This is a genomic window from Ramlibacter sp. (assembly GCF_035548915.1).
Taxonomy (GTDB): Bacteria; Pseudomonadota; Gammaproteobacteria; order Burkholderiales; family Burkholderiaceae_C; genus Ramlibacter.
Genome location: NZ_DASZSE010000039.1, coordinates 454,061 through 478,019 on the forward strand (window position 1 = coordinate 454,061; position 23,959 = coordinate 478,019).

General features: G+C 68.7%; 17 protein-coding genes and 1 other RNA gene. 14 read left to right on the forward strand and 4 right to left on the reverse strand.

The genetic code is table 11. The features are described from left to right. Positions 1 to 23: 23 nt before the first annotated feature. From VHA82_RS16345 to rnpB, 3 genes are all read left to right on the forward strand, one after another. A complete protein-coding gene (locus tag VHA82_RS16345) occupies positions 24 to 818 on the forward strand; it encodes a DUF3025 domain-containing protein (protein WP_325545602.1) in 795 nt (264 codons plus the stop codon). Then, positions 815 to 1,693 (forward strand): protease HtpX, encoded by an 879-nt coding sequence (gene htpX / locus VHA82_RS16350; RefSeq protein WP_325545604.1) that lies wholly within the window; start codon positions 815 to 817, stop codon positions 1,691 to 1,693. Before VHA82_RS16345 ends, htpX begins: the two co-directional genes overlap by 4 nt. Positions 1,694 to 1,767: 74 nt before the next feature. After that, positions 1,768 to 2,116: RNase P RNA component class A (rnpB, locus tag VHA82_RS16355), an RNA gene on the forward strand. A 119-nt stretch (positions 2,117 to 2,235) separates the two neighbouring features. Here the strand turns inward: rnpB and VHA82_RS16360 are convergent. Next, the gene (locus VHA82_RS16360; protein WP_325545605.1) at positions 2,236 to 3,867 is read right to left on the reverse strand and encodes an MBL fold metallo-hydrolase; all 1,632 of its coding nucleotides are present in this window, start codon (positions 3,865 to 3,867) and stop codon (positions 2,236 to 2,238) included. A gap of 144 nt (positions 3,868 to 4,011) precedes the next feature. Between VHA82_RS16360 and dapF the strand changes: the two genes are divergently transcribed. The 3 genes from dapF to VHA82_RS16375 are packed head-to-tail and all read left to right on the forward strand — an operon-like array spanning position 4,012 to position 6,538. Further along, entirely contained in the window at positions 4,012 to 4,881 is an 870-nt protein-coding gene (gene dapF / locus VHA82_RS16365) for a diaminopimelate epimerase (protein WP_325545608.1), read from the forward strand. Then, positions 4,878 to 5,564, forward strand: a complete 687-nt coding sequence (locus VHA82_RS16370) for a DUF484 family protein (RefSeq protein WP_414708662.1) — start codon at positions 4,878 to 4,880, stop codon at positions 5,562 to 5,564. Before dapF ends, VHA82_RS16370 begins: the two co-directional genes overlap by 4 nt. Before the next feature lie 29 nt (positions 5,565 to 5,593). Continuing rightward, positions 5,594 to 6,538: a tyrosine recombinase XerC gene (locus VHA82_RS16375; RefSeq protein WP_325545610.1), complete on the forward strand. Its 945-nt coding sequence runs from the start codon at positions 5,594 to 5,596 to the stop codon at positions 6,536 to 6,538. Here VHA82_RS16375 and VHA82_RS16380 read toward each other — a convergent pair whose 3' ends face one another. Continuing rightward, a complete protein-coding gene (locus VHA82_RS16380; protein WP_325545612.1) occupies positions 6,539 to 8,284 on the reverse strand; it encodes a 7TM diverse intracellular signaling domain-containing protein in 1,746 nt (581 codons plus the stop codon). It abuts the gene before it with no gap. A 62-nt stretch (positions 8,285 to 8,346) separates the two neighbouring features. Between VHA82_RS16380 and VHA82_RS16385 the strand changes: the two genes are divergently transcribed. Together VHA82_RS16385 and VHA82_RS16390 are read left to right on the forward strand one after the other, a co-directional pair. Beyond that, the gene (locus tag VHA82_RS16385) at positions 8,347 to 9,528 is read left to right on the forward strand and encodes a class I SAM-dependent rRNA methyltransferase (RefSeq protein WP_325545614.1); all 1,182 of its coding nucleotides are present in this window, start codon (positions 8,347 to 8,349) and stop codon (positions 9,526 to 9,528) included. A gap of 64 nt (positions 9,529 to 9,592) precedes the next feature. Continuing rightward, positions 9,593 to 10,642 carry a GTP-binding protein gene (locus VHA82_RS16390; protein ID WP_325545616.1) on the forward strand — a complete coding sequence of 350 codons (1,050 nt, stop codon included), beginning with the start codon at positions 9,593 to 9,595 and terminating at the stop codon, positions 10,640 to 10,642. A gap of 286 nt (positions 10,643 to 10,928) precedes the next feature. Here VHA82_RS16390 and VHA82_RS25245 read toward each other — a convergent pair whose 3' ends face one another. Continuing rightward, positions 10,929 to 11,339 (reverse strand): hypothetical protein, encoded by a 411-nt coding sequence (locus VHA82_RS25245; protein WP_414708663.1) that lies wholly within the window; start codon positions 11,337 to 11,339, stop codon positions 10,929 to 10,931. Between the two features lie 169 nt (positions 11,340 to 11,508). On the opposite strand from VHA82_RS25245, the gene dksA reads away from it, so the two are divergent. The 5 genes from dksA to VHA82_RS16415 all read left to right on the forward strand — a co-directional run bounded on the left by dksA (position 11,509) and on the right by VHA82_RS16415 (position 17,811). Further along, a complete protein-coding gene (dksA, locus tag VHA82_RS25250; RefSeq protein WP_414708664.1) occupies positions 11,509 to 12,009 on the forward strand; it encodes an RNA polymerase-binding protein DksA in 501 nt (166 codons plus the stop codon). A gap of 47 nt (positions 12,010 to 12,056) precedes the next feature. Then, a complete protein-coding gene (locus VHA82_RS16400) occupies positions 12,057 to 13,928 on the forward strand; it encodes an STAS domain-containing protein (protein WP_325545618.1) in 1,872 nt (623 codons plus the stop codon). A gap of 46 nt (positions 13,929 to 13,974) precedes the next feature. Next, entirely contained in the window at positions 13,975 to 14,520 is a 546-nt protein-coding gene (gene hslV / locus VHA82_RS16405; RefSeq protein ID WP_325545620.1) for an ATP-dependent protease subunit HslV, read from the forward strand. Continuing rightward, complete coding sequence (hslU, locus tag VHA82_RS16410) at positions 14,517 to 15,824, forward strand: ATP-dependent protease ATPase subunit HslU (protein ID WP_325545622.1); 1,308 nt, start codon at positions 14,517 to 14,519, stop codon at positions 15,822 to 15,824. The genes hslV and hslU overlap by 4 nt, the downstream gene beginning before the upstream one ends. A gap of 196 nt (positions 15,825 to 16,020) precedes the next feature. After that, positions 16,021 to 17,811 (forward strand): peptide ABC transporter substrate-binding protein, encoded by a 1,791-nt coding sequence (locus tag VHA82_RS16415; protein WP_325545624.1) that lies wholly within the window; start codon positions 16,021 to 16,023, stop codon positions 17,809 to 17,811. Positions 17,812 to 17,814: 3 nt separating this feature from the next. On the opposite strand, the gene VHA82_RS16420 is transcribed toward VHA82_RS16415, so the two are convergent. Then, complete coding sequence (locus tag VHA82_RS16420; RefSeq protein WP_325545626.1) at positions 17,815 to 23,100, reverse strand: trifunctional serine/threonine-protein kinase/ATP-binding protein/sensor histidine kinase; 5,286 nt, start codon at positions 23,098 to 23,100, stop codon at positions 17,815 to 17,817. A 421-nt stretch (positions 23,101 to 23,521) separates the two neighbouring features. Between VHA82_RS16420 and mraZ the strand changes: the two genes are divergently transcribed. Further along, positions 23,522 to 23,950 carry a division/cell wall cluster transcriptional repressor MraZ gene (gene mraZ / locus VHA82_RS16425; protein WP_325545628.1) on the forward strand — a complete coding sequence of 143 codons (429 nt, stop codon included), beginning with the start codon at positions 23,522 to 23,524 and terminating at the stop codon, positions 23,948 to 23,950. The last annotated feature ends 9 nt before the right edge of the window (positions 23,951 to 23,959 follow it).

Here is a 23,959-nt window from a genome sequence, read left to right on the forward strand (position 1 = left end):
CGCGATCCGTTCGTGATTCGCCCGTGATCCGCGCCATCGACTGGACCGCGCCCTGGTTTCTTCCCTGGCGCGACAGCGGGCAGGCGGTGGCGCATGCCGTCGCGCGGGAAGCGGCGGTGCACGATGCGCTGAACGCGCAGGGCACGGCGCCGGTCCGGTTCGTGGCGGCCAGTGAGCTGCCGCCGGGCGCGCCTTACGAACTGCACATCTTCCGCCACGGCACCTGCCCGACGCGCGGCAACCTGCACGACTTCTTCAACGGCCTCGTCTGGCTGCGCTTCGCGCGCAGCAAGCAGGCGCTCAATCGCCTGCAGGCCGAGGAGATCGTGCGCAGCGGCGTCGGCGCGCGCCGCGGCCCGGTGCGCGATGCGATCACGATCTTCGACGAGAACGGCGCCTTGCTGCACGCGCCCGCGCCGCTGTGGGAAGCGCTTCGCGCGCGCGAGTGGCACCGCGTCTTCGTCGAACTGCGGCCGCTCTGGCGCAAGGCGACGGTCACGGTGTTCGGCCACGCGCTGCTCGAGCAGCTCGCCGCGCCGCGCAAGAATCTGACCGCGCACGTGTGGTGCGCCGATGCGCCCGGGCAGCGGGCGGAACTCGACGCGTGGCTCGCGGATCGAATGAAGCCGGAGGCACTCGCCGCCAAGCCGTTCACGCCGCTGCCGGTGCTCGGCGTGCCGGGCTGGTGGCCCGGCAACGCCGACGAATCCTTCTATGATGACCCGCTCGTGTTCCGGCCGCCTCCCGTCTTGAAACAGGGCCTGGCGGCCTCATCTGTGGCGCCGGGCGAGTTTTCAAGCCCAACGGAGAATCCATGAAACGCATCGTCCTCTTCGTGCTGACCAACCTGGCCGTGGTGCTGGTGCTGGGCATCGTTGCCCGGCTGCTCGGCGTCGACCGCTATCTCACCGCCAACGGCATGAACTTCAACGCGCTGCTCGTCTACGCGGCCGTGATCGGCTTTGGCGGCGCGATCATTTCACTGCTCATTTCCAAGCCGATGGCCAAGTGGACCACCGGCATGACCATCGTGACCGGTACCGAAGGCGCCGACGAGGCCTGGATCGTGAACACGGTGCGCCGCTTCGCCGAGCAGGCCGGCATCGGCATGCCCGAAGTCGGCATCTACGAAGGCGAGCCGAATGCGTTCGCCACCGGCGCGTTCAAGAACAGCGCGCTCGTGGCCGTGTCGACCGGCCTGCTGCAGGGCATGACGCGCGAGGAAGTGGAGGCCGTGATCGGCCACGAGGTCTCGCACATCGCCAACGGCGACATGGTGACGATGGCGCTGATCCAGGGCGTGATGAACACGTTCGTCGTGTTCCTCTCGCGCGTGATCGGCTGGCTGGTGGACAGCTGGTTGTCGCGCGGCGACGAGCGCAGGAGCGGCCCCGGGATCGGCTACTGGATCACGACCATCGTGCTGGACATCCTGCTCGGGTTCGTCGCGGCGATGATCGTGGCGTGGTTCTCGCGGCAGCGCGAATTCCGCGCGGACCGCGGCTCGGCGAATCTGCTCGGTCGCCCGCAGCCCATGATCAATGCGCTGGCACGCCTCGGCGGCATGGTGCCGGGCGAGTTGCCGAAGAATCTGCAGAGCATGGGCATCACCTCGGGCGTGGGGAGGCTCTTCTCCACGCACCCGCCGATCGAGGAGCGCATCGCGGCGTTGCAGAACGCGGGCGCGCAGTGACGGCGGCGCGCTGGCCGATCGCGGTGGGCTAGCCGAAGGGCAGTCCGCCTTGCGCTGTGCGAAAATCTTCCCGTGAAGCACGCCAGACCGCCGCTGGTGCATTCGCCGAAAGGCCGCACTGGAGGAACGTCCGGACTGCACAGGGCAGCGTAGCAGGTAACACCTGTCCACCGTGAGGTGAGGATCAGAGCAACAGAGACGAGTCCTCGCGGGCGACCGCGAGGGGTGAAACGGGCAATCTCTACGCGCAGCAATACCAAATAGGCCGGCACGGCAGCAGGGCAGCCTGCTGCCTCACTGTGGCCCGCAAGACGCCGGCGGGTAGGTAGCACCGAGCCGGGGGGCGACTCCCGGCCCAGAGGAATGGCGGTCACGCGTGGGCGACCACGCGCACAGGATCCGGCGTACCGGCGCGCTTCACTTCTTTCCAGGCGGAGCCTGGAAAGAAGTGATGCTCCTGCTTCAGGAACCCCTCACCCCAACCCTCTCCCCGAGGGGGAGAGGGAGTAATGCACGTCACTCCGGCGTACGATGCTTCATGGTCACGCGAGCTGCAGCGATTCGATCCGCTGCACGTGCGCGAGCAGCGAACGCTGCGCCACCGGCCACATCCGCTGCGGCACATCGTCGTAGGCGAGCTCGACCCATTCTTCCAGCGTCCCGTTCGGCTTCGCGCGCATCGCGGCGAGCACCTTGGCCTCGCGCTGCAGCCGATGCGCCTTCAGATGCGCGATCGCCTCCTTCGCGAAACCGATCACGTGGCCGTGCGCGGGCAGGATGAATTCGATGCCGAAGGTGTCGCACGCGGCCATCAGGGTGTCGAGCGAATCGATGTAGGCCGTCATGTCGCCGTCCGGCGGGCTCACGACCGTCGTGCTGCCATTGAGCACATGGTCGCCGGAGAAGAGCAGGCCGTCCTCGATCAGCACGAGGCACAGGTGGTTGGCGGCGTGCCCGGGTGTGTGGACAACATGCAGCGTGTGCGTCGCGCCGCCGCCTTCGAGCACGACGCGCTCGCCGTTCGCAAGCTCCCGGTCTGGATGGAATTCGCTGTCCGTCCGCGCCGTCGGACGCGAGCCGAGTCCGAGGATGGGAGGCTTCTCCTTGCACAGCGCCTGCAGCGGCCGGGCGCCCGGCGAATGATCCGGATGCGAATGCGTGCAGACGATCGTGCGGATGTTCCCGCCCGTCGCGCGCCACAGGCGATCGATGTGTTCCGGCTCGTTCGGCCCGGGGTCGATCACGAGGTAGCCGCTCGACGGATCGCCCACGATGTAGCTGTTGGTGCCGGGGCCGGTCATCACGCCGGGATTGGGCGCCGTGAGCCGCGTGACGTTCTTCAGCAGCGCCACGGGCTCGTCGGTGCGCCAGTCGAGGTGATGCAGCATCTGGCCGTCGGGGCAGACGAGCGCGAGTTCGCCGAACTGCATTTCATGTTCCATGTAGCGCGCCTCGGCGCCGCGCAGCAGCCCGCCGCGTGGACAGCTCGTCCACAAGGGCTTGTCGCCGGCGCACGTCGCGAGCACTTCGTCGACACGCGCGAATCGCGTGAGGCGCTGCAGCGTGCGGATCGTCGGAAAGACCATGAAGAAGCGGCCCGCCTCGTGCCTTGCGAGCGCGTCGGCCGGACGCACCCACTCCGGCTCGAACTGTTCGGCCTCGTCGGCCCGCGGCGACTGCCCCGCCGGCATGCGCGCGACGAGGAAAGGCACGTCGAAGCGGCGTGGCAAGTCGCGGTCGGTGATCCAGTGGGCGAGCACGAACACATCGTCCGCCGCGAGCGTGAGGCCCGCCGCGGAGCACTGCTCGAAGAATGGCGCCTCGCGATCGAGCGCGGCGACTTCCCGCGCCGTCACGGGCGAGCCGTCGGCATGCCGCGCGAGCAGCACGCCGACTTCCTCGAACGATTCGCGGATCGCGGCGATCGCCTGCGTGAGCAGAAGGTCGCCTTGCGAGGGCCTGCGCGCGGCGAGCGCATGCGCCTTCGCATCGGCCGCGTCGATGGCGCCGCCGGGAAAGACGTAGGCGCCAGGAGAAAAGCTCGCGGTGGGCGACCTTCGGGTCATCAGCAGCTCGACCCCCTCGGGCCCGTCGCGCATGAGAAGAACTGTGGCGGCAGGGCGCGGCGCGACGGGCTCGCGCCGGGGATGCAGCAGTTGAGTGGCTCGTACCATGCGAAACAGCATACCGCCGCTGGCGCGTCCCGACCCCATGCCCCGATAATCCAGGGATGTCGGCCCCCACGCTTGTCACTTCGTGTACTGCGCTGCCCCCCGAGGGGGCGTCGGCCTCCCTGAGGCGGCTCGGCGGAGGCTGAGATGCGTGTGCGGTTCACCAAGATGCAAGGGGCGGGCAACGACTTCGTCGTGCTGGACGAAACGCGCGGCCGCCTCGGGCTTCGCCGCGAGCAGTACCGCTGGCTCGCGGACCGCCATTTCGGCGTGGGCGCGGACCAGATCCTTTCGGTGAGGACGGCGCCCGAAGCCGGCGTCGACTTCGAATACGTGATCCACAACGCCGATGGTGGCGAGGTGGAACAGTGCGGCAACGGCGCGCGCTGCTTCGTGCGCTACGTGCGCGAACACCGCCTGACGGACAAGGACACGATCCGCGTGAGCACGCGCGGCGGCGTGATCGAGCCGCGCCTCGACGCCGACGGCCGCGTCACCGTCGACATGGGCGCGCCGGTGTTCGAGCCGGCATCGATTCCCTTCGATGCCGCCGGACTCCGCGAGCACCCGGAAGGCGGCTGGCATCGCTGGCACCTGGCACTCGATACGCATGCCCAGTCGCCCGTCGTGCCGCTCGCGGTGCTTTCCATGGGCAATCCGCATGCGGTACAGGAGGTGGCCGATGTCGATGCGGCGCCCGTCCAGTCGCAGGGGCCGCGTATCGAGCACCACCCGCGCTTTCCCAATCGCGTGAACGCGGGCTTCATGCAGATTGTCGATCGCACCCACATCCGCTTGCGCGTGTGGGAGCGCGGCGCGGGCGAGACGCTCGCGTGCGGCACCGGCGCGTGCGCGGCGGTCGTGGCGGGGATCCGGCTCGGGCGGCTCGATGCCCGGGTCGACGTCGAAACCCGCGGCGGCACGCTCACGATCGAATGGGCGGGCGGCCACGCGCCCGTGTACATGACCGGCCCGGCGGCCACCGTGTTCGAAGGCGAGATCGAGATTCCCGAATGAGCGACATGAACCCCATCACCGAAGAAGACATCGCCAACTACCTCGCGAACACGCCCGACTTCTTCGAGCGCCACGCGGAGCTGCTCGCATCCGTGCAGCTCGCGAGTCCGCACGGCAATCGCGCGGTGAGTCTGCAGGAGCGGCAGGCGGAGATGCTGCGCGAGAAGATCAAGGCGCTCGAGCACCGCATCATGGACATGGTGCGGCACGGCAACGAGAACCAGATGATCGCGGAGCGGCTCTACCGCTGGGCGCGGGCGCTCTTTCTCGTGCAGTCGGGCCGCGCGTTGCCGGCCACGCTGGTCGCGGAGCTGCAGCGGACCTTCATGGTGCCGCAGGTCGCGCTGAAGGTCTGGGACGTCGACAACCGCTACGGCAACGAGCCCTTCGCGCTGGGCGTGAGCGAGGACGCGAAGAGTTTCGCCACGTCCCTCACGCAGCCTTACACGGGCGTCAATTCGGGTTTCGAAGCCGTCTCGTGGCTGGAGGACCCGGACACCGCGATGTCCGTGGCGCTGATCCCGTTGCGCTCGGGCACCGCGAACGGCTCGGGCGATGCGTTCGGCATGCTCGTGCTCGCTTCGCCCGATCCGCAGCGGTTCGCGGCAGGTCTCGGCACGGACTTCCTGGAACGCATCGCGGAGCTCGCGAGCGCCGCCCTGATCCGCCTCAGGCCACGGTAGGCCGCCCCCGTCAAGCCGCACCAGGGGCAATGCAAGACGCCGCACTCCTCGAGCGATACCTCGAACACGTGCGCGTCGAAAAGCGCCTTGCCGCGCGCACCGTCGAGCTCTACGCGCTCGATCTCGCCCGGCTCGCTGCCAACGCCGCGAAAGCCGGCGTCGATCTCACGCGCGTGCAGAACGCCCACATCCGCCGCTGGGTCGCGCAGATGCACGGCGCGGGCCGCAGCGGGCGCGGCATCGCGCTGATCCTGTCCGGCTGGCGCGGCTTTTACCGCTGGCTCGGCCGCGAGGGGCTCGTCGCGAGCAATCCGGTGCAGGACGTGCGCGCGCCCAAGCAGGCCAAGCCGCTGCCCAAGGCGCTGGGTGTCGAAGATGCAATGCAGCTTGCCCAGCACCATGACGATCGCGGCGGCGCATGGCTCGACGCGCGCGATGCGGCGATCGTGGAACTGCTCTACGGCTGCGGCTTGCGTGTCGGCGAACTCGTGGGGCTCGACGTGCGCGCGAGCGCGCACGCGCGAGGCTGGATCGATCTCGACGCGGGCGATGCGCACGTGCTCGGCAAGGGCGGCAAGCGGCGCAGCGTCCCGGTGGGCAGCAAGGCGGCCGAAGCGCTCAGGCTGTGGCTGGGCGCGCGCGCGCAGGCGCCCTGGGCGGCGTCCGAGCCCGCGCTCTTCACGGGGCGCAACGGCACGCGGCTCACGGCGCAGAGCGTGTGGGCGCGCCTGAAGCGCCGCGGCCTCGAGGCGGGACTCGCGACCCCCGTGCATCCGCACATGCTGCGCCATTCGTTCGCGAGCCACCTGCTGCAGTCGAGCGGCGACCTGCGCGCGGTGCAGGAACTGCTCGGGCACGCGAACATCACGACCACGCAGGTCTACACACGGCTCGACTTCCAGCATCTCGCGAAGGCGTACGACGCGGCGCATCCACGCGCGCATCGGCCCCGAAAGCAAAGCGGCGAGCGGTGACTACGAAGTCGCCACCGCCCGTTGCAGCGTGAACACCGCGCGCTTGCTGTCGCCCGGCACGCTCGCAAGGAGCACCTGCAGCTCGCCGAGCAGCACGTCCGGGTCGGTCCCGTCCATCGGCACGAGCGCCTGCGCCACGCGCACCTGCGCCACCCACTCCATCGGCTTGCCCTTGTAGGGCATCAGGCAGCGCGCCACGATGCGCGGCCCGGCCGCGGCCAGTTCCTCGGCGGTGAGCGGTCCTTCCAGCAGCACGCCGAAGCGGTGTTCGGCGAGCCTCGCGACACTGTCGATCTCGCGCGCCGCCGAGATGAGCCGGCCCGCGACCTGCAGCGGCAGCTCGGCGGCCGAACGCGGGCCGAACTGTTCGCGGATCGTCTCCACGTTGGCGATCTGCACGAGCAGCACGGCGCTGCGCAGCTTGAGCCGTTGCGAGATCGCGATGAGGCGCAGCAGGCGGTCGCGAAAGACGTGTTCGTTGATGAGCCCGGTGGCGGGGTCGATGCGGTCGAGCCCCTGCATGCGCCGCGCGAGCTCGCGCCGGTGCTGGCTGCGCAGCATGAGGATCAGGAGCACGAGAGGCAGCTCGATCGCCATGCCGACCTGCATGCCGTGCAGCGTCCAGAAGCCCGCCGGGACGAGGTCCGCCGCGTGCGCGATCGCCAACGCCGAGGCGAGGACGACCGGCAGCGACGCGAGCAGCAGCCAGAGCCCCCAGCGGTCGCCGCGGCGCACGGCCCAGACGAGCGCCGCCGTCGATGCGCTCGCCGTGAGCGCGATGCAGGGCACCATGAGCCAGAATCGATGCGAGGGTTCGACGAGCATCGCGCCCGCCGCCGCGACGATGCTGAGCATGCCGAGCGCCGACAGCATCCGGTGCATGAGCGGCGAGCGCTCGGGCAGCGAGACGACGGCCGAGAAGAACCACGGAAGCGATCCCACGGCGAGGATGGGCAGCACGATCGAGGAAGCGTCGTTCCAGAGCGGCCATCGCGGCCACAGATGCAGCCCCGCGATTCCCGTCATCGACGCCTGCGTCAACCCCATCAGCGCCACGGTCACCGCGTAGAAGGCATAGGCCCGGTCGCGCAGCGACGCGGCGCTCAGCGCGGCGAGCATCGCGGCCAGTCCGGCGAGGCCGAAGTAGATGCCAAGGACGAGCGACGTGCGCTGCTCGTGGCGGTTCAGCCAGCTCTCGCTCACGAAAGCGAGCGGCGCGCTGAAGCTGTGGGCGTTGCGTACGCGCAGCAAATATTTGCGCGGCTCCTCCGCGGAGACGACGACCGGCATCAGCGGGTGCCGATGCGGCACGGGCCAGTCGGCGACTGCAAGCGCGTCGCCCGCCGACTGCGACTGCCACTTGCCGATGCTGTCGGGCGCGAAGAGCGTGACCTGGTCCACCGACGGATCGGGCACATCGAGGTACCAGCGCTCCCCATCGGGCGCGGGCGGCACCGTGAAGCGAATCCAGAGCGCCCGGCGCTCGCCGAGGTCGTAGCTCGTCTCCTGCCCCGTCGGCCGCCAGGGAATGGCCGGATCGGTGGCGACGCGCTCCACGGCGGCTTCGCCCGTTTCGTCGATCCACGCATCGCCCCAGTCGAGAAGGCGCACGGGCTGGCGAGCCGCATCGAGCTCCAGCACGGATCGTCCCCATGCGGCCGTGAGCGAAAGGCTCGCGCAGAGCAGCACGAGCGCGAGCACCCACCGGCGCGTTCCCTGCATTGCCATCGTCTTGTCTTCGAGCATCCGTCACGCGATTGTCGTATGCGGACGGCGGCCTGGTGTCTCGCCCCGACGACAATGGGGGCATGAAAGTCATCCGGCTGCACCCGGGGCGCGAGCGTTCGCTCCTGAGGCGCCACCCGTGGATCTTCGATTCGGCGGTGGCCAAGGGCGGCGCCGACCCCGGCGAGACGGTGCGCATCGAGTCGAGCGACGGGCGTTTCCTCGCCTGGGCCGCGTTCAGCCCGGCCTCGGGCATCCGGGCGCGCGCCTGGAGTTTCGACGAGGCCGAGCGTATCGAGCCCGCGTTCTTCCGCGGCCGCTGCGCGCGCGCGATCGCCGCGCGCACGCGCCTCGACATCCCGAGCGACGCCCTGCGCCTCGTGCATGGGGAGTCCGACGGCCTGCCCGGTCTCGTCGTGGACCGCTATGGCGACACGCTCGTCGCGCAATTCCTCGCCGCGGGCGCCGAGCGCTGGAAGAAAGTGCTCGCCGATGCACTCCTGCAGGAGACGGGGCTCGCGAAGCTGTACGAACGGTCGGACGCGAACGCGCGCAAGCTCGAGGGCCTCGGCGAGACGGCCGGCTGGCTGCGAGGCGACGGGCCGACCGAGCTCGGGATCTCCGAACACGGCTGGCGCTTCGGCGTCGACATCGCCCACGGACACAAGACCGGCTTCTACCTCGACCAGCGCGACAGCCGGCGCAAGTTCGCGCAATGGGTGGGCCGCACGGGCGCGCGGCGCGTCCTCAACTGTTTTTGCTACACGGGCGGCTTCTCGGTGGCGGCGCTCGCGGGCGGGGCGGCGAGCGTGACCTCGGTCGATTCCTCGGCGCCCGCGCTCGAACGCGCGCGCGCCAACGTGGCGCTGGCGGGGTTCGACGCCGCCCGCGCGGAGTTCGTCGACGCCGACGTCAACGATTCGCTCCGGCGCTTCGTCGCCGAGGGCGCGAGCTTCGATGCGATCGTGCTCGATCCGCCCAAGCTCGCGCCGAGCGCGGCGGCGGCCGAACGCGCGGCGCGCGCCTACAAGGACCTGAACCGCCTTGCGCTGAAACTGCTCGCGGAAGGCGGCGTGCTCTTCACGTACTCGTGCTCGGGCGGGATCGGCGCGGACCTGTTCCACAAGATCGTGGCATCCGCAGGCGCCGATGCCGGCGTGGACGGCTACATCGCCGAGCGGCTCGGCGCCGCGCCCGACCACCCGATGACGCTCGCATTTCCGGAGGGCGAGTACCTGAAGGGCCTGATCGTCGTGCGCAAATGACCGGGCTCACCGCGCGGCGTCCCGCGCGAGCCTACACTTCACGCTTCAACGGAGTCGCATCAAAATGGCCCTCATCCCCGCCACGATCCTCACGGGCTTTCTCGGCTCGGGCAAAACCACCTTGCTCAAGCGCGTGCTGAACGAGGCGCACGGACAGAAGATCGCCGTGATCGAAAACGAGTTCGGCGAGGAGAACATCGACAACGACATCCTCGTGAACGAGACGAAGGAGCAGATCGTGCAGATGAGCAACGGCTGCATCTGCTGCACGATCCGCGAGGACCTGAGGGAGGCGCTGCAGGCCCTGGCCGCCAAGAAGCGCAAGGGCCTGCTCGACTTCGACCGCGTGGTGATCGAGACGACCGGCCTCGCGGACCCGGGCCCGGTCGCGCAGACATTCTTCATGGACGACGAGATCGCCGAGAGCTACCTGCTCGATTCGATCCTCACCCTGGTCGATGCGAAGCACGCCGACAAGCAGCTCGACGAGCGCCAGGAGGCGCGCCGCCAGGTGGGCTTCGCCGACCAGATCTTCATCAGCAAGACCGACCTGGTCGCCCAGGACGAGGTGGACGCGCTCGTGCACCGGCTGAAGCACATGAACCCGCGCGCGCCGCATCGGCCGGTGCACTTCGGCGACGTGCCGATCGGCGAGGTGTTCGACCTGCGCGGCTTCAACCTGAACGCCAAGCTGGACATCGACCCCGACTTCCTGAAGGAAGAGGACGAGCACCACGATCACGAGCATGGGCACGACCACGATCACGATCATGAGCACGGCGAGCACTGCGACCACCCGCACCACCACCATCACGACGACGACGTGAAGAGCTTCGTGTTCCGCTCGGACCGGCCGTTCGATCCGGCCCGGCTGGAGGATTTCCTGGGCGCCGTGGTGAACATCTACGGCCCGCGCATGCTGCGCTACAAGGGCGTGCTGCACATGTCGGGCACCGACCGCAAGGTGATCTTCCAGGGCGTGCACCAGCTGATGGGCAGCGACCTCGGGCCGCTGTGGGCCGAAGGCGAGGCGCGCGGCAGCAAGATGGTGTTCATCGGCATCGAGCTGCCCAAGGAGATCTTCCTGCAGGGACTCGAGCAGTGCCTCGTGTGACGGCCGGGGCACGGTCGCACTTCGGTTAGGCTTCGGGCTGGCCGGCCGAATGGCTGGCGGGGAGGGCCGTCATGTTTGTCTCGATTCTGCAACTGCTGGGTTTCCCGGCTTTCGGAGCGGGGGCGCCCGCTCCTGCCGCGCAAAAGGCCGACAGTGACCGTTCGGCGACCGTCAATCAGGGTATAAATCGCCCTCATGAAGGCGCTTCGACTCGACAACAAGGCAGCACGGCGCACCCGCATGCTGCTCACAGCGCCACCGACGCGAGGAGACCAGCCGTGAAGCCTCAGCCCAAGAGCGCTGCCAAGGCCGCCAAGAAGCCCGCCGGGGCGCGGCCCGCCGCGAAGGCGCCGGCCAGGAAGGCGGTGGCCAAGGCCGCGGTGAAGAAGGCAGCGAAGGCACCGGCGAAGAAGGCCCCTTCGCGAGCCGCAGCCCCAGCGCCCGCCAGGGCTCCGGCCAAGGCATCTTCCAAGGGTTCCGCCAAGACGGCCGCACGGACTTCGGCGAAGCCCGCGACCGGGACTGCCGTCAAGTCCGCGGCGAAACACGCCGCCGGTGCGGTGAAGACGGCGATGAAATCGGCCGTGAATCCTCCGCAGAAGGCGGCCGCGCCGGAAGCAGCCAAGCCCCATCCCGCCGCCCGGGCGGCCGCGCCCGCGAAGGCCGGGCCTGCCGGCGGCACACCCAGCAAACCCACGCCGGCGCCCGTCGCCGGCGCCGTCCAGCCTGCTCAAGCGGCTGCCGCGCGAGCTCCGGCCCCGTCGAATGCGACGGCGAGTGCCGCGACGCAGCCGGCAACCGCGAGCACGGCCTCCACCGCTGCACATACCGCTGCCCCTACCGCTGCAAAAGCAAGCTATACCCCCATGTCGTCCCAATCCCTCCTGAATCCCCCGCCCGTCGTGGCAATCAAGAAAGACCCGAAGCTCGCGAACAACTGGAAGACCAAGACGGCGGAGGAACTCTCGGACGAGGAAGTGCTCGCCATGCCCGACGGCGAGTACATGAACGAGAAACAGCTCGCCTTCTTTCGCCTGAAGCTGATCGGCCTGAAGGAAGACATCCTGAAGAGCGCCGGCGAGACCACCGAGCACCTGCGCGACGACACCGTGATCGTTCCGGACCCCGCCGACCGGGCCACCATCGAGGAAGAACACGCGCTCGAACTGCGCACGCGCGACCGCGAGAGAAAGCTGCTGAAAAAGATCGAGCAGTCCATCGCGCGCATCGACGCGGGCGACTACGGGTATTGCGACGAGACCGGCGAGCCGATCGGCGTGGGGCGCCTCCTTGCGCGGCCCACGGCGACGCTCTCGCTGGAGGCGCAGCAGCGGCGCGAGCTGAAGCAGAAGATGTTCGGAGACTGAAGTCTCGGTGGCATCCACCGCCCTTCGGCCGGACAATCGAAATCATCATGGCTGCAAAGGACGACCCCGGCCTTTTGTCGAAAGTCGTGCGGTTCGTAAAGAACACCACGACGAACTGGGCCGACCTCGATCAGCAGGAGACCGAGCGCGAGAGCTCCTACAGCAAGCAGATGCTGAAGGAGATGATCGAGCGCAAGCGCCGCAACGATTTCGTGAGGAAGCGCGAATTCGACATGCTGCGCAAGATGCGCCGAAGCGAAGTGATGGCGGGTCAGGACCCGGCCGCGCGTCCGTCCTTCTTCCAGAGCTCGATGCCGTCCAAGCCGGACGATCGCGCCACCACGCTGAAGAAGATCGATGAGATCGAGGCGCAGATGTCGATGCAGTGGTGGAAGACGAAGCATGCCGACACCGCGGCGCGCACGGGCGGCCCGACCAGCCAGTTCCCCGTGTCCACGCACATGCCGCCCGATTCCACTCCGGGCAGCCGCCCCGTGGGCTCGCCCACGCTCAAGTCGACCGCGTACACCCGCACGGAACCCCAGCCGCTCGTGAGCGCCAAGGATGCGGACAAGACGCGTCCCGTGGAGCTTCAGCCGATGCTCGACGTGGTCACGCCCGCGGCCGTGGCGGCGAAGTCGGCCGTGTCCGTTTCCGAGCAGCCGGCGAGCGCTCAGCCGCCGTCGCTCTCATCGTCGTCCTCCGGCTCGTCCCGGATGTCCAGCGGCGCGGCGGCGGGGCCGGTGTCGGAGCCTTCCGGCGGCGCAAGCGCATTCACGCCCTCGAAACTCTTCGCGATCGACGTCGACGAATTCGCGCACGACCCCGAGCTCGAGGAGGCGGCCATCCGCTTTGCCAACGGCGACAGCGCGGGTGCCGAGGCGGGCCTCCTGGAAGTGCTCGCACCGCATGGCGCGCGGGTCAACCACGACGAGACCTGGCTCACGCTCTTCGACCTCTACCGCGCAACCGGCCAGCAGGACCGCTTCGAGACCGCCGCGATCGATTTCGCGAGCCGCTTCGGCCGCTCCGCCCCGCAGTGGTTCTCGCTGCCGGAACTTGTGGGGCGCATGACGACGGTCACACCGTCGAGCCTGCCCTCAGGGCAGGCCGTGGCCGACTGGACCTCGCCCGCGGTGTTCGGCACGCAGACTCTTGCCGCGATGAATGCCGCGCTCGCGAAGGCGCCCGCGCCGTGGCGGCTTGCCTGGACCAAGCTCAACTCGATTGCCGAGTCGGCCGTGGAGCCGCTCACGAAGATGTTCACCCAGTGGGCTTCCCAGCCCGTGCAGCTGCGCTTCATCGGCGCCGACGTGTTCGAGAAGGTGCTGAAGGAGGCGACGCCTTCCGGCGACCGCGGCGTGAACCCCGCGTGGTGGAAGCTGCGCATGGAGGTGCTGCGCGTGATGCACCGGCCCGACGAATTCGAACTGGTCGCGCTCGACTACTGCGTGACGTACGAAGTCTCGCCGCCCTCGTGGGACAGCGCGCGCTGCGACTTCAAGGCGCTGCAGGCCGATGGCAGCCTCGCGCACGGCCATACGATCATCGGAGAGGCCTTTCGCGACTCCCTCGCCTCCGGCATGAACACCGCCTACGGCGATACCCAGATGCCTTCCATGAGTTCGCAGATGTCGAACGTCTCGACCGTGGAGCTTGCCGGCCACATCAGCGGCGACGCGACCGAAGCGGTCGATACGCTCGAAGCCCGGCTTGCCGGCGCGGACGTGATGGTGATCTCCTGCTCCCGGCTGGTGCGCATCGACTTCTCCGCCGCGGGCACGCTGCTCAACTGGGTCACGGCCCGGCAGGCGGAGGGCCGCCAGGTGCAGTTCGTCGAGGTGCACCGCCTGGTGGCCGCGTTCTTCAACGTGATCGGCATCAGCGAACACGCGCGCATCATTCCGCGCCACGATTGATCCTTCTCGCGCTTGCTTATCGCGGCGCACGCCCCATTTCACAACGATGGAACAGTTTCACGGCACGACCATCCTGAGCGTGCGGCGCGGCGGCCAGGTGGCGCTCGGCGGCGACGGGCAGGTGACGCTCGGCAACCTGGTCGTCAAGGGCACGGCCCGCAAGGTTCGCAAGCTTCATCACGACAAGGTGCTCGCGGGCTTCGCGGGCGCGACCGCCGACGCCTTCACGCTCTTCGAACGCTTCGAAGGCAAGCTCGAGAAGCATCAGGGCCACCTCGTCCGCGCGGCGATCGAGCTCACCAAGGACTGGCGCACGGACCGCGTGCTGAGGCGGCTCGAAGCGATGCTGGCCGTCGCCGACCGGGACGCCTCGCTCATCATCACCGGCAACGGCGACGTGCTCGAGCCCGAGTACGGCATCGTCGCCATCGGCTCGGGGGGGCCGTACGCGCAGGCCTCGGCGAAGGCCCTTCTCGACAACACGCAGCTGTCGGCGGCGGACATCGTGAAGAAGTCGCTCGAGATCGCGGGCGAGCTGTGCATCTACACGAACATGCACCATACGATCGAAGTCCTGGGGGACAAGCCTTGAGTTCGATGACGCCCCAGGAAATCGTCTCCGAACTCGACCGCCACATCGTCGGGCAGGACGGTGCGAAGCGCGCCGTCGCGATCGCGCTTCGCAACCGCTGGCGCCGCCAGCAGGTGGACGAGAAGCTGCGCGCGGAGATCACGCCGAAGAACATTCTCATGATCGGCCCCACGGGCGTCGGCAAGACCGAGATCGCGCGGCGGCTCGCCAAGCTCGCGGATGCGCCCTTCATCAAGGTGGAGGCGACCAAGTTCACCGAGGTCGGCTATGTCGGCAAGGACGTCGACGCGATCGTGCGCGACCTGGCCGAGATGGCGGTGAAGCAAACGCGCGTCGCGGAGATGCAGAAGGTGAAGACGCGCGCTGAGGACGCCGCCGAGGAACGCATCCTCGAAGCATTGCTGCCCGGCACGCGCGGCGACGAACACAACGCCACGCGGCACTCCTTCCGCAAGCGCCTGCGCGAAGGCCAGCTCGACGACAAGGACGTGGAAGTCGAGGTCGCGGAGCCCAAGCCGCAGGTGGAGATCATGACGCCGCCCGGCATGGAGGAGATGACCGAGCAGCTGCGCGGGCTCTTCAGCCAGATGGGTAGCGGCCGCCGCAAGTCGCGCAAGCTGAAGATCGCCGAGGCGATGAAGCTGCTCGTGGAGGAAGAGGCCGCGGGCATGGTGAACGAGGACGAGATCCGCGCGCGGGCCGTGCACAACGCCGAACAGAACGGCATCGTCTTCATCGACGAAATCGACAAGGTGGCCTCGCGCGGCGACGTCGCGGGCGCGGACGTTTCGCGCCAGGGCGTTCAGCGCGACTTGCTGCCGCTCGTCGAGGGCACGACGGTGGCGACGAAGTACGGGCCGATCCGCACGGACCACATCCTCTTCATCGCAAGCGGCGCGTTCCATCTGTCCAAACCGAGCGACCTGATCCCGGAGCTGCAGGGACGCTTTCCGATCCGCGTCGAGCTCGCATCGCTTTCGGTGGGAGACTTCGAGGCGATCCTCACGAGCACGCACGCGTCGCTCGTGAAGCAGTACCAGGCGCTGCTCGCCACCGAGGGCGTCACGCTGCGGTTCACGCCCGACGGCATCACGCGGCTCGCGGCGATCGCCTTCGAGGTGAACGAGCGCACCGAAAACATCGGGGCGAGGCGACTCTCCACCGTGATGGAGCGGCTGCTCGACGAAGTGAGCTTCGATGCCACGAAGCTCGCGGGCGGCACGGTGACGATCGACGGTCCTTACGTCGATGCACGGCTGCAGCAACTGAGCCGTGACGAAGACCTCTCGCGCTACATCCTCTGAAGCCTGGGCGCAGTATCGCGCTGGTTGTCGCGCTGGTTGTCGCGCCGTCCCGTGTCGCGGCAGCGACGGGCGCGGCGGGAGCCATCCGCGAAATTGGCGGAACCGGGGGAATCAGCGGAATTGGCGTTTGCACTGTCCCTGAAACGGATGCCGCGGTTCATCCTCGACGCATTCGAAAGTGACAGGGACATGCACGATGGACGTCGGTGAAATCAGGCACCTGATCGAGCAGGTGCGCCGCGCGAAACTCTCGCGCCGCGACTTCGTGAGCAAGATGGCGGCCGCGGGCCTCGCGGCGCCGATGGCGTCGATGCTGCTCGCGCACCACGGCGTTGCCTGGCCCCAGGCCGCGCCTGCCTACAGTCCGACGAGGCGCGGCGGCGGCGGCACGCTCCGGCTCATCTCGTGGCAGGGGTCCACCTTGCTGCAGCCGCACTTCGCCAACGGCGTGAAGGACCAGGAGGCATCGCGCATCTTCTACGAGCCGCTCGCCAACTGGGATGCCGAGGGCTCGCTCGTGCCGGTGCTGGCCGCCGGGATTCCCACGCGCGAGAACGGCGGCGTTTCCGCGGACGGCACCTCGGTCACGTGGAAGCTCAAGCAAGGCGTGACGTGGCACGACGGGCAGCCCTTCACGGCGGACGACTGCGTGGCGACCTGGGAATTCGTGAGCCATCCGCAGGCCGCCACGGTCACGGGCGGCAGCTACCGGGGCTTGACCGTGACGCGGGTCGACTCGCACACGATCCGGATCGTCTTCGCGAAGCCCACGCCGTTCTGGGCGAGCCCGTTCGTGGGCGCCATCGGCATGATCCTGCCCCGGCATCACTTCGGGGCCTACATCGGCGCGAAGTCGCGCGAAGCGCCCGCGAACCTGCGGCCGGTAGGCACCGGCCCCTACAGGTTCGTGGACTTCAGGCCGGGCGATTTCGTGCGCGCCGAGCTCTACCGCGATTACCACATGCCCAACCGGCCCTACTTCGATGCCGTGGAAATCAAAGGCGGCGGCGACGCCACGTCCGCGGCCCGCGCGGTGCTTCAGACGGGCGACTTCGACCATGCGGGGAACATCCTCGTGGAAGACGACGTGCTCAGACGGATGGAAGAGGGCGGCACCGGCCACGTGCGCACCGTGCAGGGCGGCGACATCGAATTCATGCTGCTCAACATGACCGACCCCTGGTCGGAATTCGAAGGAGAGCGCGCGCACGCGAAAACGAGGCACTTCGCTTTCTCCGATCCGGCCGTGCGCGAGGCGATGTCGCTTCTCGTCGACCGGGCCGAATTGCAGCGCTTCGTCTACGGCCGCTCCGGCACCGCGACGCCCAACATCCTGAACAATCCGGAGCGCTTCCGCTCGCCGAACAACAGGATGGTGTTCGACACCGAAAGGGCCGCAGCGCTTCTCGAAGCGGCCGGATGGAAGCCGGGCGCCGACGGCATCCGCGAGAAGGCGGGGCGCCGGCTGAAGTTCGAATTCCAGACCTCTGTGAGCGCGCCGCGGCAGAAAGCCCAGGCCGTGATCAAGCAGGCGGCGCGCGCCGCGGGCGTCGAGCTCGAGCTGAAGACCGTCATCCCGTCGGTGTACTTTTCATCGGACGTGGCCAACCCGAACACCTACAGCAAGTTCTGGAGCGACATGCAGATGTACGCCCATCCGCAGACGCAGCCCGATCCGGAACGCTTCATGTTCCAGTTCCGCGCGGCCGAAATCCCGACGAAGGCCAACAAATGGCAAGGCCGCAACATCGCGCGGTGGACGCATCCCGAGTACGAGCGCGCGTGCGCGGCGGCCGAGGCGGAGCTCGACCCCGCCGCCCGCGCGGCGCTATTCATCCGCATGAACGACATCGTCGTGCGCGACCACGCGGTGATCCCGCTCGTGTTGCGCTCCCGGGTGTCCGTCTCGGCGAACGACCTTGTCGCGCCGATGTCGCCGTGGGATCTCGACCTGTCGACCCTGCACAGCTGGCATCGGCGGACCTGACACTTACCCTTCGCGCGTAGCGGCAGCCACCGGCAGCTCGAGCGTGAAAGTCGAGCCGCGGCCGGCGCCTTCGCTATGGGCGAGCAGCCGCCCGCCCATCTCCATCGCCGCGAGGGCGCTGCTGTGCAGGCCGAAGCCGTGGCCGTTCTTGCGCGTCGTGAAGCCATGCGCGAAGAGCCGCCGCAGGTTCTCGGGCGCGATGCCCTCGCCGCAATCGCCGACGGTGATTCGCAGGCGCGAGCCGGTCCGGTCATCGACGATGCCTGTGCCGAGCGTGAGCACGCGCGAGCCTTCGGCGGTGTTCGCCATCGCCTGCGCGGCGTTGTCGATCAGGTTCACGAGAATCTGCAGCATGCGCGGCCGGTCGAGCGCCGCGGGCGGCAAGTCGGCGTAGCGGCGCACCACCGCGATGCCGCAGGTCCCGGTCGTCTTCGCGCTCAGGCGCAGCGCCTCTTCGAGCAACTCCTGCGGCCGGGTCGCCTCCAGCAAGCTGGACGGCCCGGCATGCGACTGCTGGGTGGAGACGATGTAGGAGACGTGTTCCACGCTGCGTGTGAGCCGGTCGAGGTTGGCGCGCATGTCCTGCCGCTCCGCGCGAAGCGCGGCGGCCAGCTCCTTCAGGTAGCTGAAAAGCGCCGCTCCGCGCGAGTCGCGCCCGAGGAAGTCCGGCAGGTCGTGCTGATGCTCCTGAAGCAGCGCCACCGCGCGATCGAGGCCCGCGCCGCGCGATGCTTCGACGAGATGGCGCACGACGCTCGCCGACACGTTGATGCTGTTCAGGACGTTGCCGACGTTGTGCAGCACGTTGTTGGCGATCTCCGCCATGCCCGCGCGGCGCGCGGTCGCGACGAGCTCGGCCTGCATTTCCTGCAGCTCGCGCGTGCGCGCCTGCACGCGCTCTTCCAGGCTTTCGTAGAGTTGCGCGTTGCCGAGCGACACGGCGAGCTGCCCCGCGATGAGCATCACGGCGTCGAGCGACTGCGCGTTGAACGCGGCTCGCCCCTGACGGTTTTCGAGCAGGAGGATCGCGCCCGCTTCGCCCTGGATCGCGATGGGCGCCGCCATCATGGAGCAGGAAGCGAGCCGGTCGAAGTAAGGGTCTCGCGAGAAACGGTCGTCGGCCACTGCATCGTCGATCACGAGCACTTCGCGCGTGCGCTCGACGTACGAGAACACCGACTGGGGCACGAGGCCCTGCTGCGCCGCGCGCGAGACGGGGATCGGCGCGCCGCCCGGGGCGAGCAGCGACCATCGGCCTTCGACGCACGAGAGCACCAGCACCTGCGTCGCGCCGCTCAGGGCCGCCACCACTTCGGTGACGCGGGCGGCCAGGCGGTCCAGGCTCGTTTCGGAGCTGAGCGCCTGCGACGCGCGCAGCACGCCAAGCAGATCGAGGGATTCGGACAGGACGCTGTTGGAGCCGCCCTTGGTGGACGACTGCGCGAGGCGCGGTGCCCCACGCTGCGGCTCCTGCGGCTGCGTCGCGCGCAGGAAGTCGTATTCGTTGCGCAGGCTCTCCGCCTTCGCCGCGGCGCCCCAGGCCTGGTAGGCGTCCCGGGCGCGGGCGAGGAGATCGCGGCCCGCGGCGGTCAAACCCTGCTGCAGGTAAAACCGCCCCGCGCGCTCCTTGATGAGCGCGGCGTGCCAGGGCCGGGAGCGAATGCCCGATTCGAGCACCGCCGCATCGAATGCCTTGGCCGCGTCCCATGGCCTTGCGAGCGCCCAGGCTTGCTCGGCTTCCACGAGTCGCAGCAGGTGCAGGAAATTGTGGGGCTGGTCGGTCGCCCGCGCCGCGAGCCAGGCGCGGCAGCCTTCGAGCTCGCGCTCCTGCGCCTGGTGCTCCGGGTTCTCGAGGTGCTGCTCCTGCTGATGCGGGGCCTCCGCGCCGCCGCGAAGCTGCCAGGCACGAGCGAGCGCGAGCGCCACGTGGTTGTGAACCGCGGTCAGGAACGGCCGCACGCTCGCGAGCGTGTCCGCATGCCGCGCGATGAATTCGAAGTCGCCCATGACGAGCGCGTGCAAGGTCCGGTAGTCCGTGTGGATCGTGGCGAACGCGGATGCCTCGCGCGCTCGCAGCGTTGCCTCGCTCCCCTGGGCGTCCCCGAAGGGGACGGGCGCGCGCGGCTGCCTGCGCAGCGCCCGCTGTAGCTGCTGCTGCGAAAGATGAAGCCCCGCCGAGTACGCGTTGCCCGTGCTTTCGGCGAGCGCACCGCCTCGCGCGACGCTCGCCTCGAATTCGTCGAGACTCGGGGCGGTTTCCAGCACGAGCAGGTTGATGGCGAGATGCACATAGGACGCGTAGGATGCGTCGCCCGACTCCCGCACGCCCGCGAAGGCGCGCTCGAGCTGTTCGAGGACGTTCTCCAGCGGCTCGATCCAGTGCCCGGCGAAGGTGCAATAGATGAATCGCGCTTCCGAGGTCTGAGGCTCGTATCCCAGCGTTTCGCCCACGGTGACGACGTGCCGTGCGATGCGGCAGCCGGTGAAATAGTCGTGGCGCCCGCGGATCAGTGCGACGCTCAGGCGGCCGAGGCCCGCCACGAGTTCCGGACAGGGGCCGTGCTCGTCCCACATGCGACGGCTTTCCATCAGGAGCCATGCGAAAGCGTCTTCCTCGCCGAGGAAATAGGCGGCCCGCACCATGCAGCTCATGAGCCGCGCCACTGCGCGCGTTCGCCTGTCCGTGATCTGCGCGCGAGAGCGATGGTCCAAGGCGCTTTCCTGCGCGAGCCACGCGGCCGAGGTGTCGAGCCGCTCCTGCGTGTCGGCGGCGCAGCCTTCGGACATCTCCTGCCCGAGGCGGGCCAAGAGCTGCCGTCCCAGTCGAAACGAGTCGCGCAGCCGCGCGCGCATGTCCAGACTGCGCATCTGCAGGCATGCGGGCTCGACGATGTCGAGCGGCTCGACGCGAGCCGCCTGCATCTGCGCGAACAGCAAATCCGCCTCCTGCAGGCGCCCGAGGCTGTACAGCGCGGCGTGACGCGCGGCATCGACTTCGGCTCGCAGCGACTCGCTTTCATGCTGTCCGCGGTCCGCGAGAAGCTCCGAAGCTGCTGCGAGATAGCGTTCGGCCAGCAGGTTGCTCGCGGCGTCCGCGAGCCGCCGGGCGAGACGATGGAAGAGCCGGCAGGCGAGCAGTTTCTCATCGGCGTCGCTGAGCAGTCCCGCGCACGCAAGGTACTGCTGGGCCGCCTCGGCCTCGAATTCGGGACGGGCGGCCAGGCGCCGCGCCATGAGGAGGTGACGCGATTCGCGTTGGCCGGCACCCATCGAGCCCAGCACGGCCTGCTGGACACGGTCGTGCGTAAAGCGCACGCGCCGAAGCGGGGCGCCGTCGCTCACCAGTGCAAGGCCTTCCTCGATGGCCGGATGCAAGCCCTTGTCCAGTTCATCCGCTTCGAGTCCGCAGGCGATGTGCAGGAGTTGTGCGTCCACGACATTGCCCAGGCAGCTCATCGAATCCAGCAGTAGCCGCGAGGCCTCGGGCAGGCGGGCGATGCGCGCCGCGAGGAGGTCCGCCACGCTCTTGCGCCCCGCGAATCCGACGATCGCGTCTTCGTCCCATTCCCAGCCATGGCGTCCGATGCGCAGCAGATCGGCTGCGCGCAGTTCGTTGATCAGCTCGACCGTGTCGAAGGGATTGCCCGCGGCGACCTCTCCGATCGCGCGGGCCAGCCGCTCCGCCCAGGGGCGGTCCAGACGCAGCATGCCGGCGATGAGCTCGGTGGACTCGGCTGTCGGCATTCCGGCGAGTTCGATTCGCACCGCGGGCAGCTCCCGGTCGCGCAGGCTCGCAAGCAGCGGCGTGAGGCTGTCGGCCGCGTGCAGGGGCTCGGTGCGGTACGTCCCGATCAGCAGCAGGCCGGCCACGCGGGGCTCGAGCGCGAGCCGCTCGATCGTGCGCAGCGACAGCGCGCCGGCCCACTGCAGGTCATCCAGGACCACCGCGATCGGCCGGGCGGGGGACGCGACGGCGGTGAAGAGAGCGACGATGGCCTCGCGCATCTGCGATTCGGCCAGTTGCGGGTCGACTTCCAGCGCATCGGATTGCTCGCCGAGCAGCAGCGCGAACTCGGGCAACCACCGCGTGATGAGTGCGGCATTGCGGCCCAGGTGAGCCAGTAGGCGCTCTTTCTGTCCGGCGATGTCGTCGCTCGCGAGCAGCACGCGGCCGAGGCCGCGCAGCACCTGCGTCACTCCGCCGTCAGTGGCGCCTTCGCGCTGATATTGATCGAACTTGCCCTGCAGGAACAGGCCGCCGGCTTCGGCCACGACGGGCCGCAGTTCGTTCACCAGCATGGTCTTGCCGACCCCCGCCGCACCGGCGACGAGCACGATCCGGGCCGACTCGCGAAGGACATCGGCGAACGATTGCCGCAGCAAGGCGAGTTCCGCCTCGCGCCCCACGAGCCTGGCCGGCGCGGCGAGGCGCGCCGGGAAGTCGCGCTCGCCCAGCGCGAACGCGTCGTCCCCGCCTTCGGCGAGCACGGTGCGCAACCGCTCCAGGTCATGCAGGAGGCCTTCGGCGCTTTGATACCGTTGCTCCGGCACCTTTGCGAGCAGGCGCAGCACGATCCTCGAGAGGCCGTCCGGCACGCGCTCGTCGAGGCGCGAGGGCGGCACGGGCTCGCGCACGAGATGGTCGTGCACGAGCTGCAGCGCATCCTGTGCATCGAAGGGCAGGCGCCCCGTCGCCATCTCGTAGATCGTGACGCCCAGTGCGTAGAGGTCGGCCCGGTGGTCCACCCCGCGTCCCGTGCGGCCGGTCTGTTCGGGAGCGAGATAGCCGAGCGTGCCCACGACTTCACTCGTCGCGCCCGGCGCGCTCGGCTGATGCGCCCACGCGGCCGAGTCGAAGTCGATCAGCACGGGCTCCTGCGAGGCCGCGAGGAGGATGTTGGAGGGGTTGATGTCGCGGTGGACGACCGCGGCGCGGTGAATCCCGGTGAGCGTTCGCGCGATCTTCGCGGCGAGGTCGATCGCCTCGAGCGGCGGCAGAGCGACCCCGCGCAGCCGTCGCGCGAGCGGCTCGCCTCCGCAGTCCCGCAGCACGAGCAAGCCGTCCGCGCGAGGCCCGGATGCGAGTTTCGCGACCCCATCGACCGCGGCGAGGCCGGCGAGGATCGCGCCTTCGTGCCCCAGGCGTTGCGCGGCCGCCGGACCGAGCGGCTCCTTGCAGATCACGCCCGCATCGGCAATCCGCCAGACCCGCGTCGTCGAGCTCTCGTAGAGCATCTCCGAAAACGGCCCGGCGGCCATGTCTGCCGGCAGAACGCCGGTGTCTGTCATCCCGCCGCTAAGCATCGCATCGCTGGTTCGATCGCCTTGTGGTTGTGCCGCGCACGCCTGCGAAAAGGGCGGGCTTGCCGCGCTTCGCACGTGTATGTGCGCAGGTATACCAGCATGCGCGGCCCTGTTCCAGCATTCGGATGAGGTCGCGTTGCGTGCAGGGACGGTTCGGTCCGCGAAACGCCTGAGCCTCATGAATCACTTTCAGAGCGTGACGTAAGTATTTGCTCCTGAAGGAGAAACAGCGCGAGCCGGCCTCGAAGATCGGCCCTAACTCCTTGATTTCGTTGCGAATTTTGATACACGAGTTTGCCGCACGCCGGTTTTTTCCTGCTACAGTGCAAAAAAGTGCAATTAAGTGGTGGTCAGTGCCTTCGGGGCTGGCCTCGCGCCGTTCGAACGTAGCCGAGGATTTACGCAGGTGTTCCAAGGGGCTTCATCGCTCAGTCTCGATGCCAAGGGCCGGCTCTCGATGCCGACCCGGCACCGTGACGTGCTCGCCTCGCAAGCGAACAACCAGCTCACGATCACGAAGCATCCGCACGGCTGCCTCATGATCTTTCCGCGCCCCGAATGGGAAAAATTCCGCGACCGGATCGCGCAGCTCCCCATGGCCGCGCAGTGGTGGAAGAGAATCTTCATGGGCAACGCGATGGATGTGGAGCTCGACGGCACCGGCCGCATGCTCGTGTCTCCGGAACTGCGCAGCAGCGCGGGAATCGAGAAGGAAACGATGCTGCTCGGGATGGGCGACCATTTCGAACTCTGGGACCGCGCGACCTACGAGGCGAAGGAAGCCGAGGCACTGCTGAGCGACATGCCGGACGCATTCAAGGACTTCTCTTTCTGAAGGCAGGCG

Bases quoted from the DNA above. Each gene is read 5' to 3' on its own strand.
- htpX (WP_325545604.1), top strand. From the start codon at position 815: ATGAAACGCATCGTCCTCTTCGTGCTGACCAACCTGGCCGTGGTGCTG.
- VHA82_RS16360 (WP_325545605.1), bottom strand. From the start codon at position 3,867: ATGGTACGAGCCACTCAACTGCTGCATCCCCGGCGCGAGCCCGTCGCG.
- dapF (WP_325545608.1), top strand. From the start codon at position 4,012: ATGCGTGTGCGGTTCACCAAGATGCAAGGGGCGGGCAACGACTTCGTC.
- VHA82_RS16370 (WP_414708662.1), top strand. From the start codon at position 4,878: ATGAGCGACATGAACCCCATCACCGAAGAAGACATCGCCAACTACCTC.
- VHA82_RS16375 (WP_325545610.1), top strand. From the start codon at position 5,594: ATGCAAGACGCCGCACTCCTCGAGCGATACCTCGAACACGTGCGCGTC.
- VHA82_RS16380 (WP_325545612.1), bottom strand. From the start codon at position 8,284: ATGCTCGAAGACAAGACGATGGCAATGCAGGGAACGCGCCGGTGGGTG.
- VHA82_RS16385 (WP_325545614.1), top strand. From the start codon at position 8,347: ATGAAAGTCATCCGGCTGCACCCGGGGCGCGAGCGTTCGCTCCTGAGG.
- VHA82_RS16390 (WP_325545616.1), top strand. From the start codon at position 9,593: ATGGCCCTCATCCCCGCCACGATCCTCACGGGCTTTCTCGGCTCGGGC.
- dksA (WP_414708664.1), top strand. From the start codon at position 11,509: ATGTCGTCCCAATCCCTCCTGAATCCCCCGCCCGTCGTGGCAATCAAG.
- VHA82_RS16400 (WP_325545618.1), top strand. From the start codon at position 12,057: ATGGCTGCAAAGGACGACCCCGGCCTTTTGTCGAAAGTCGTGCGGTTC.
- hslV (WP_325545620.1), top strand. From the start codon at position 13,975: ATGGAACAGTTTCACGGCACGACCATCCTGAGCGTGCGGCGCGGCGGC.
- VHA82_RS16415 (WP_325545624.1), top strand. From the start codon at position 16,021: ATGGACGTCGGTGAAATCAGGCACCTGATCGAGCAGGTGCGCCGCGCG.
- VHA82_RS16420 (WP_325545626.1), bottom strand. From the start codon at position 23,100: ATGACAGACACCGGCGTTCTGCCGGCAGACATGGCCGCCGGGCCGTTT.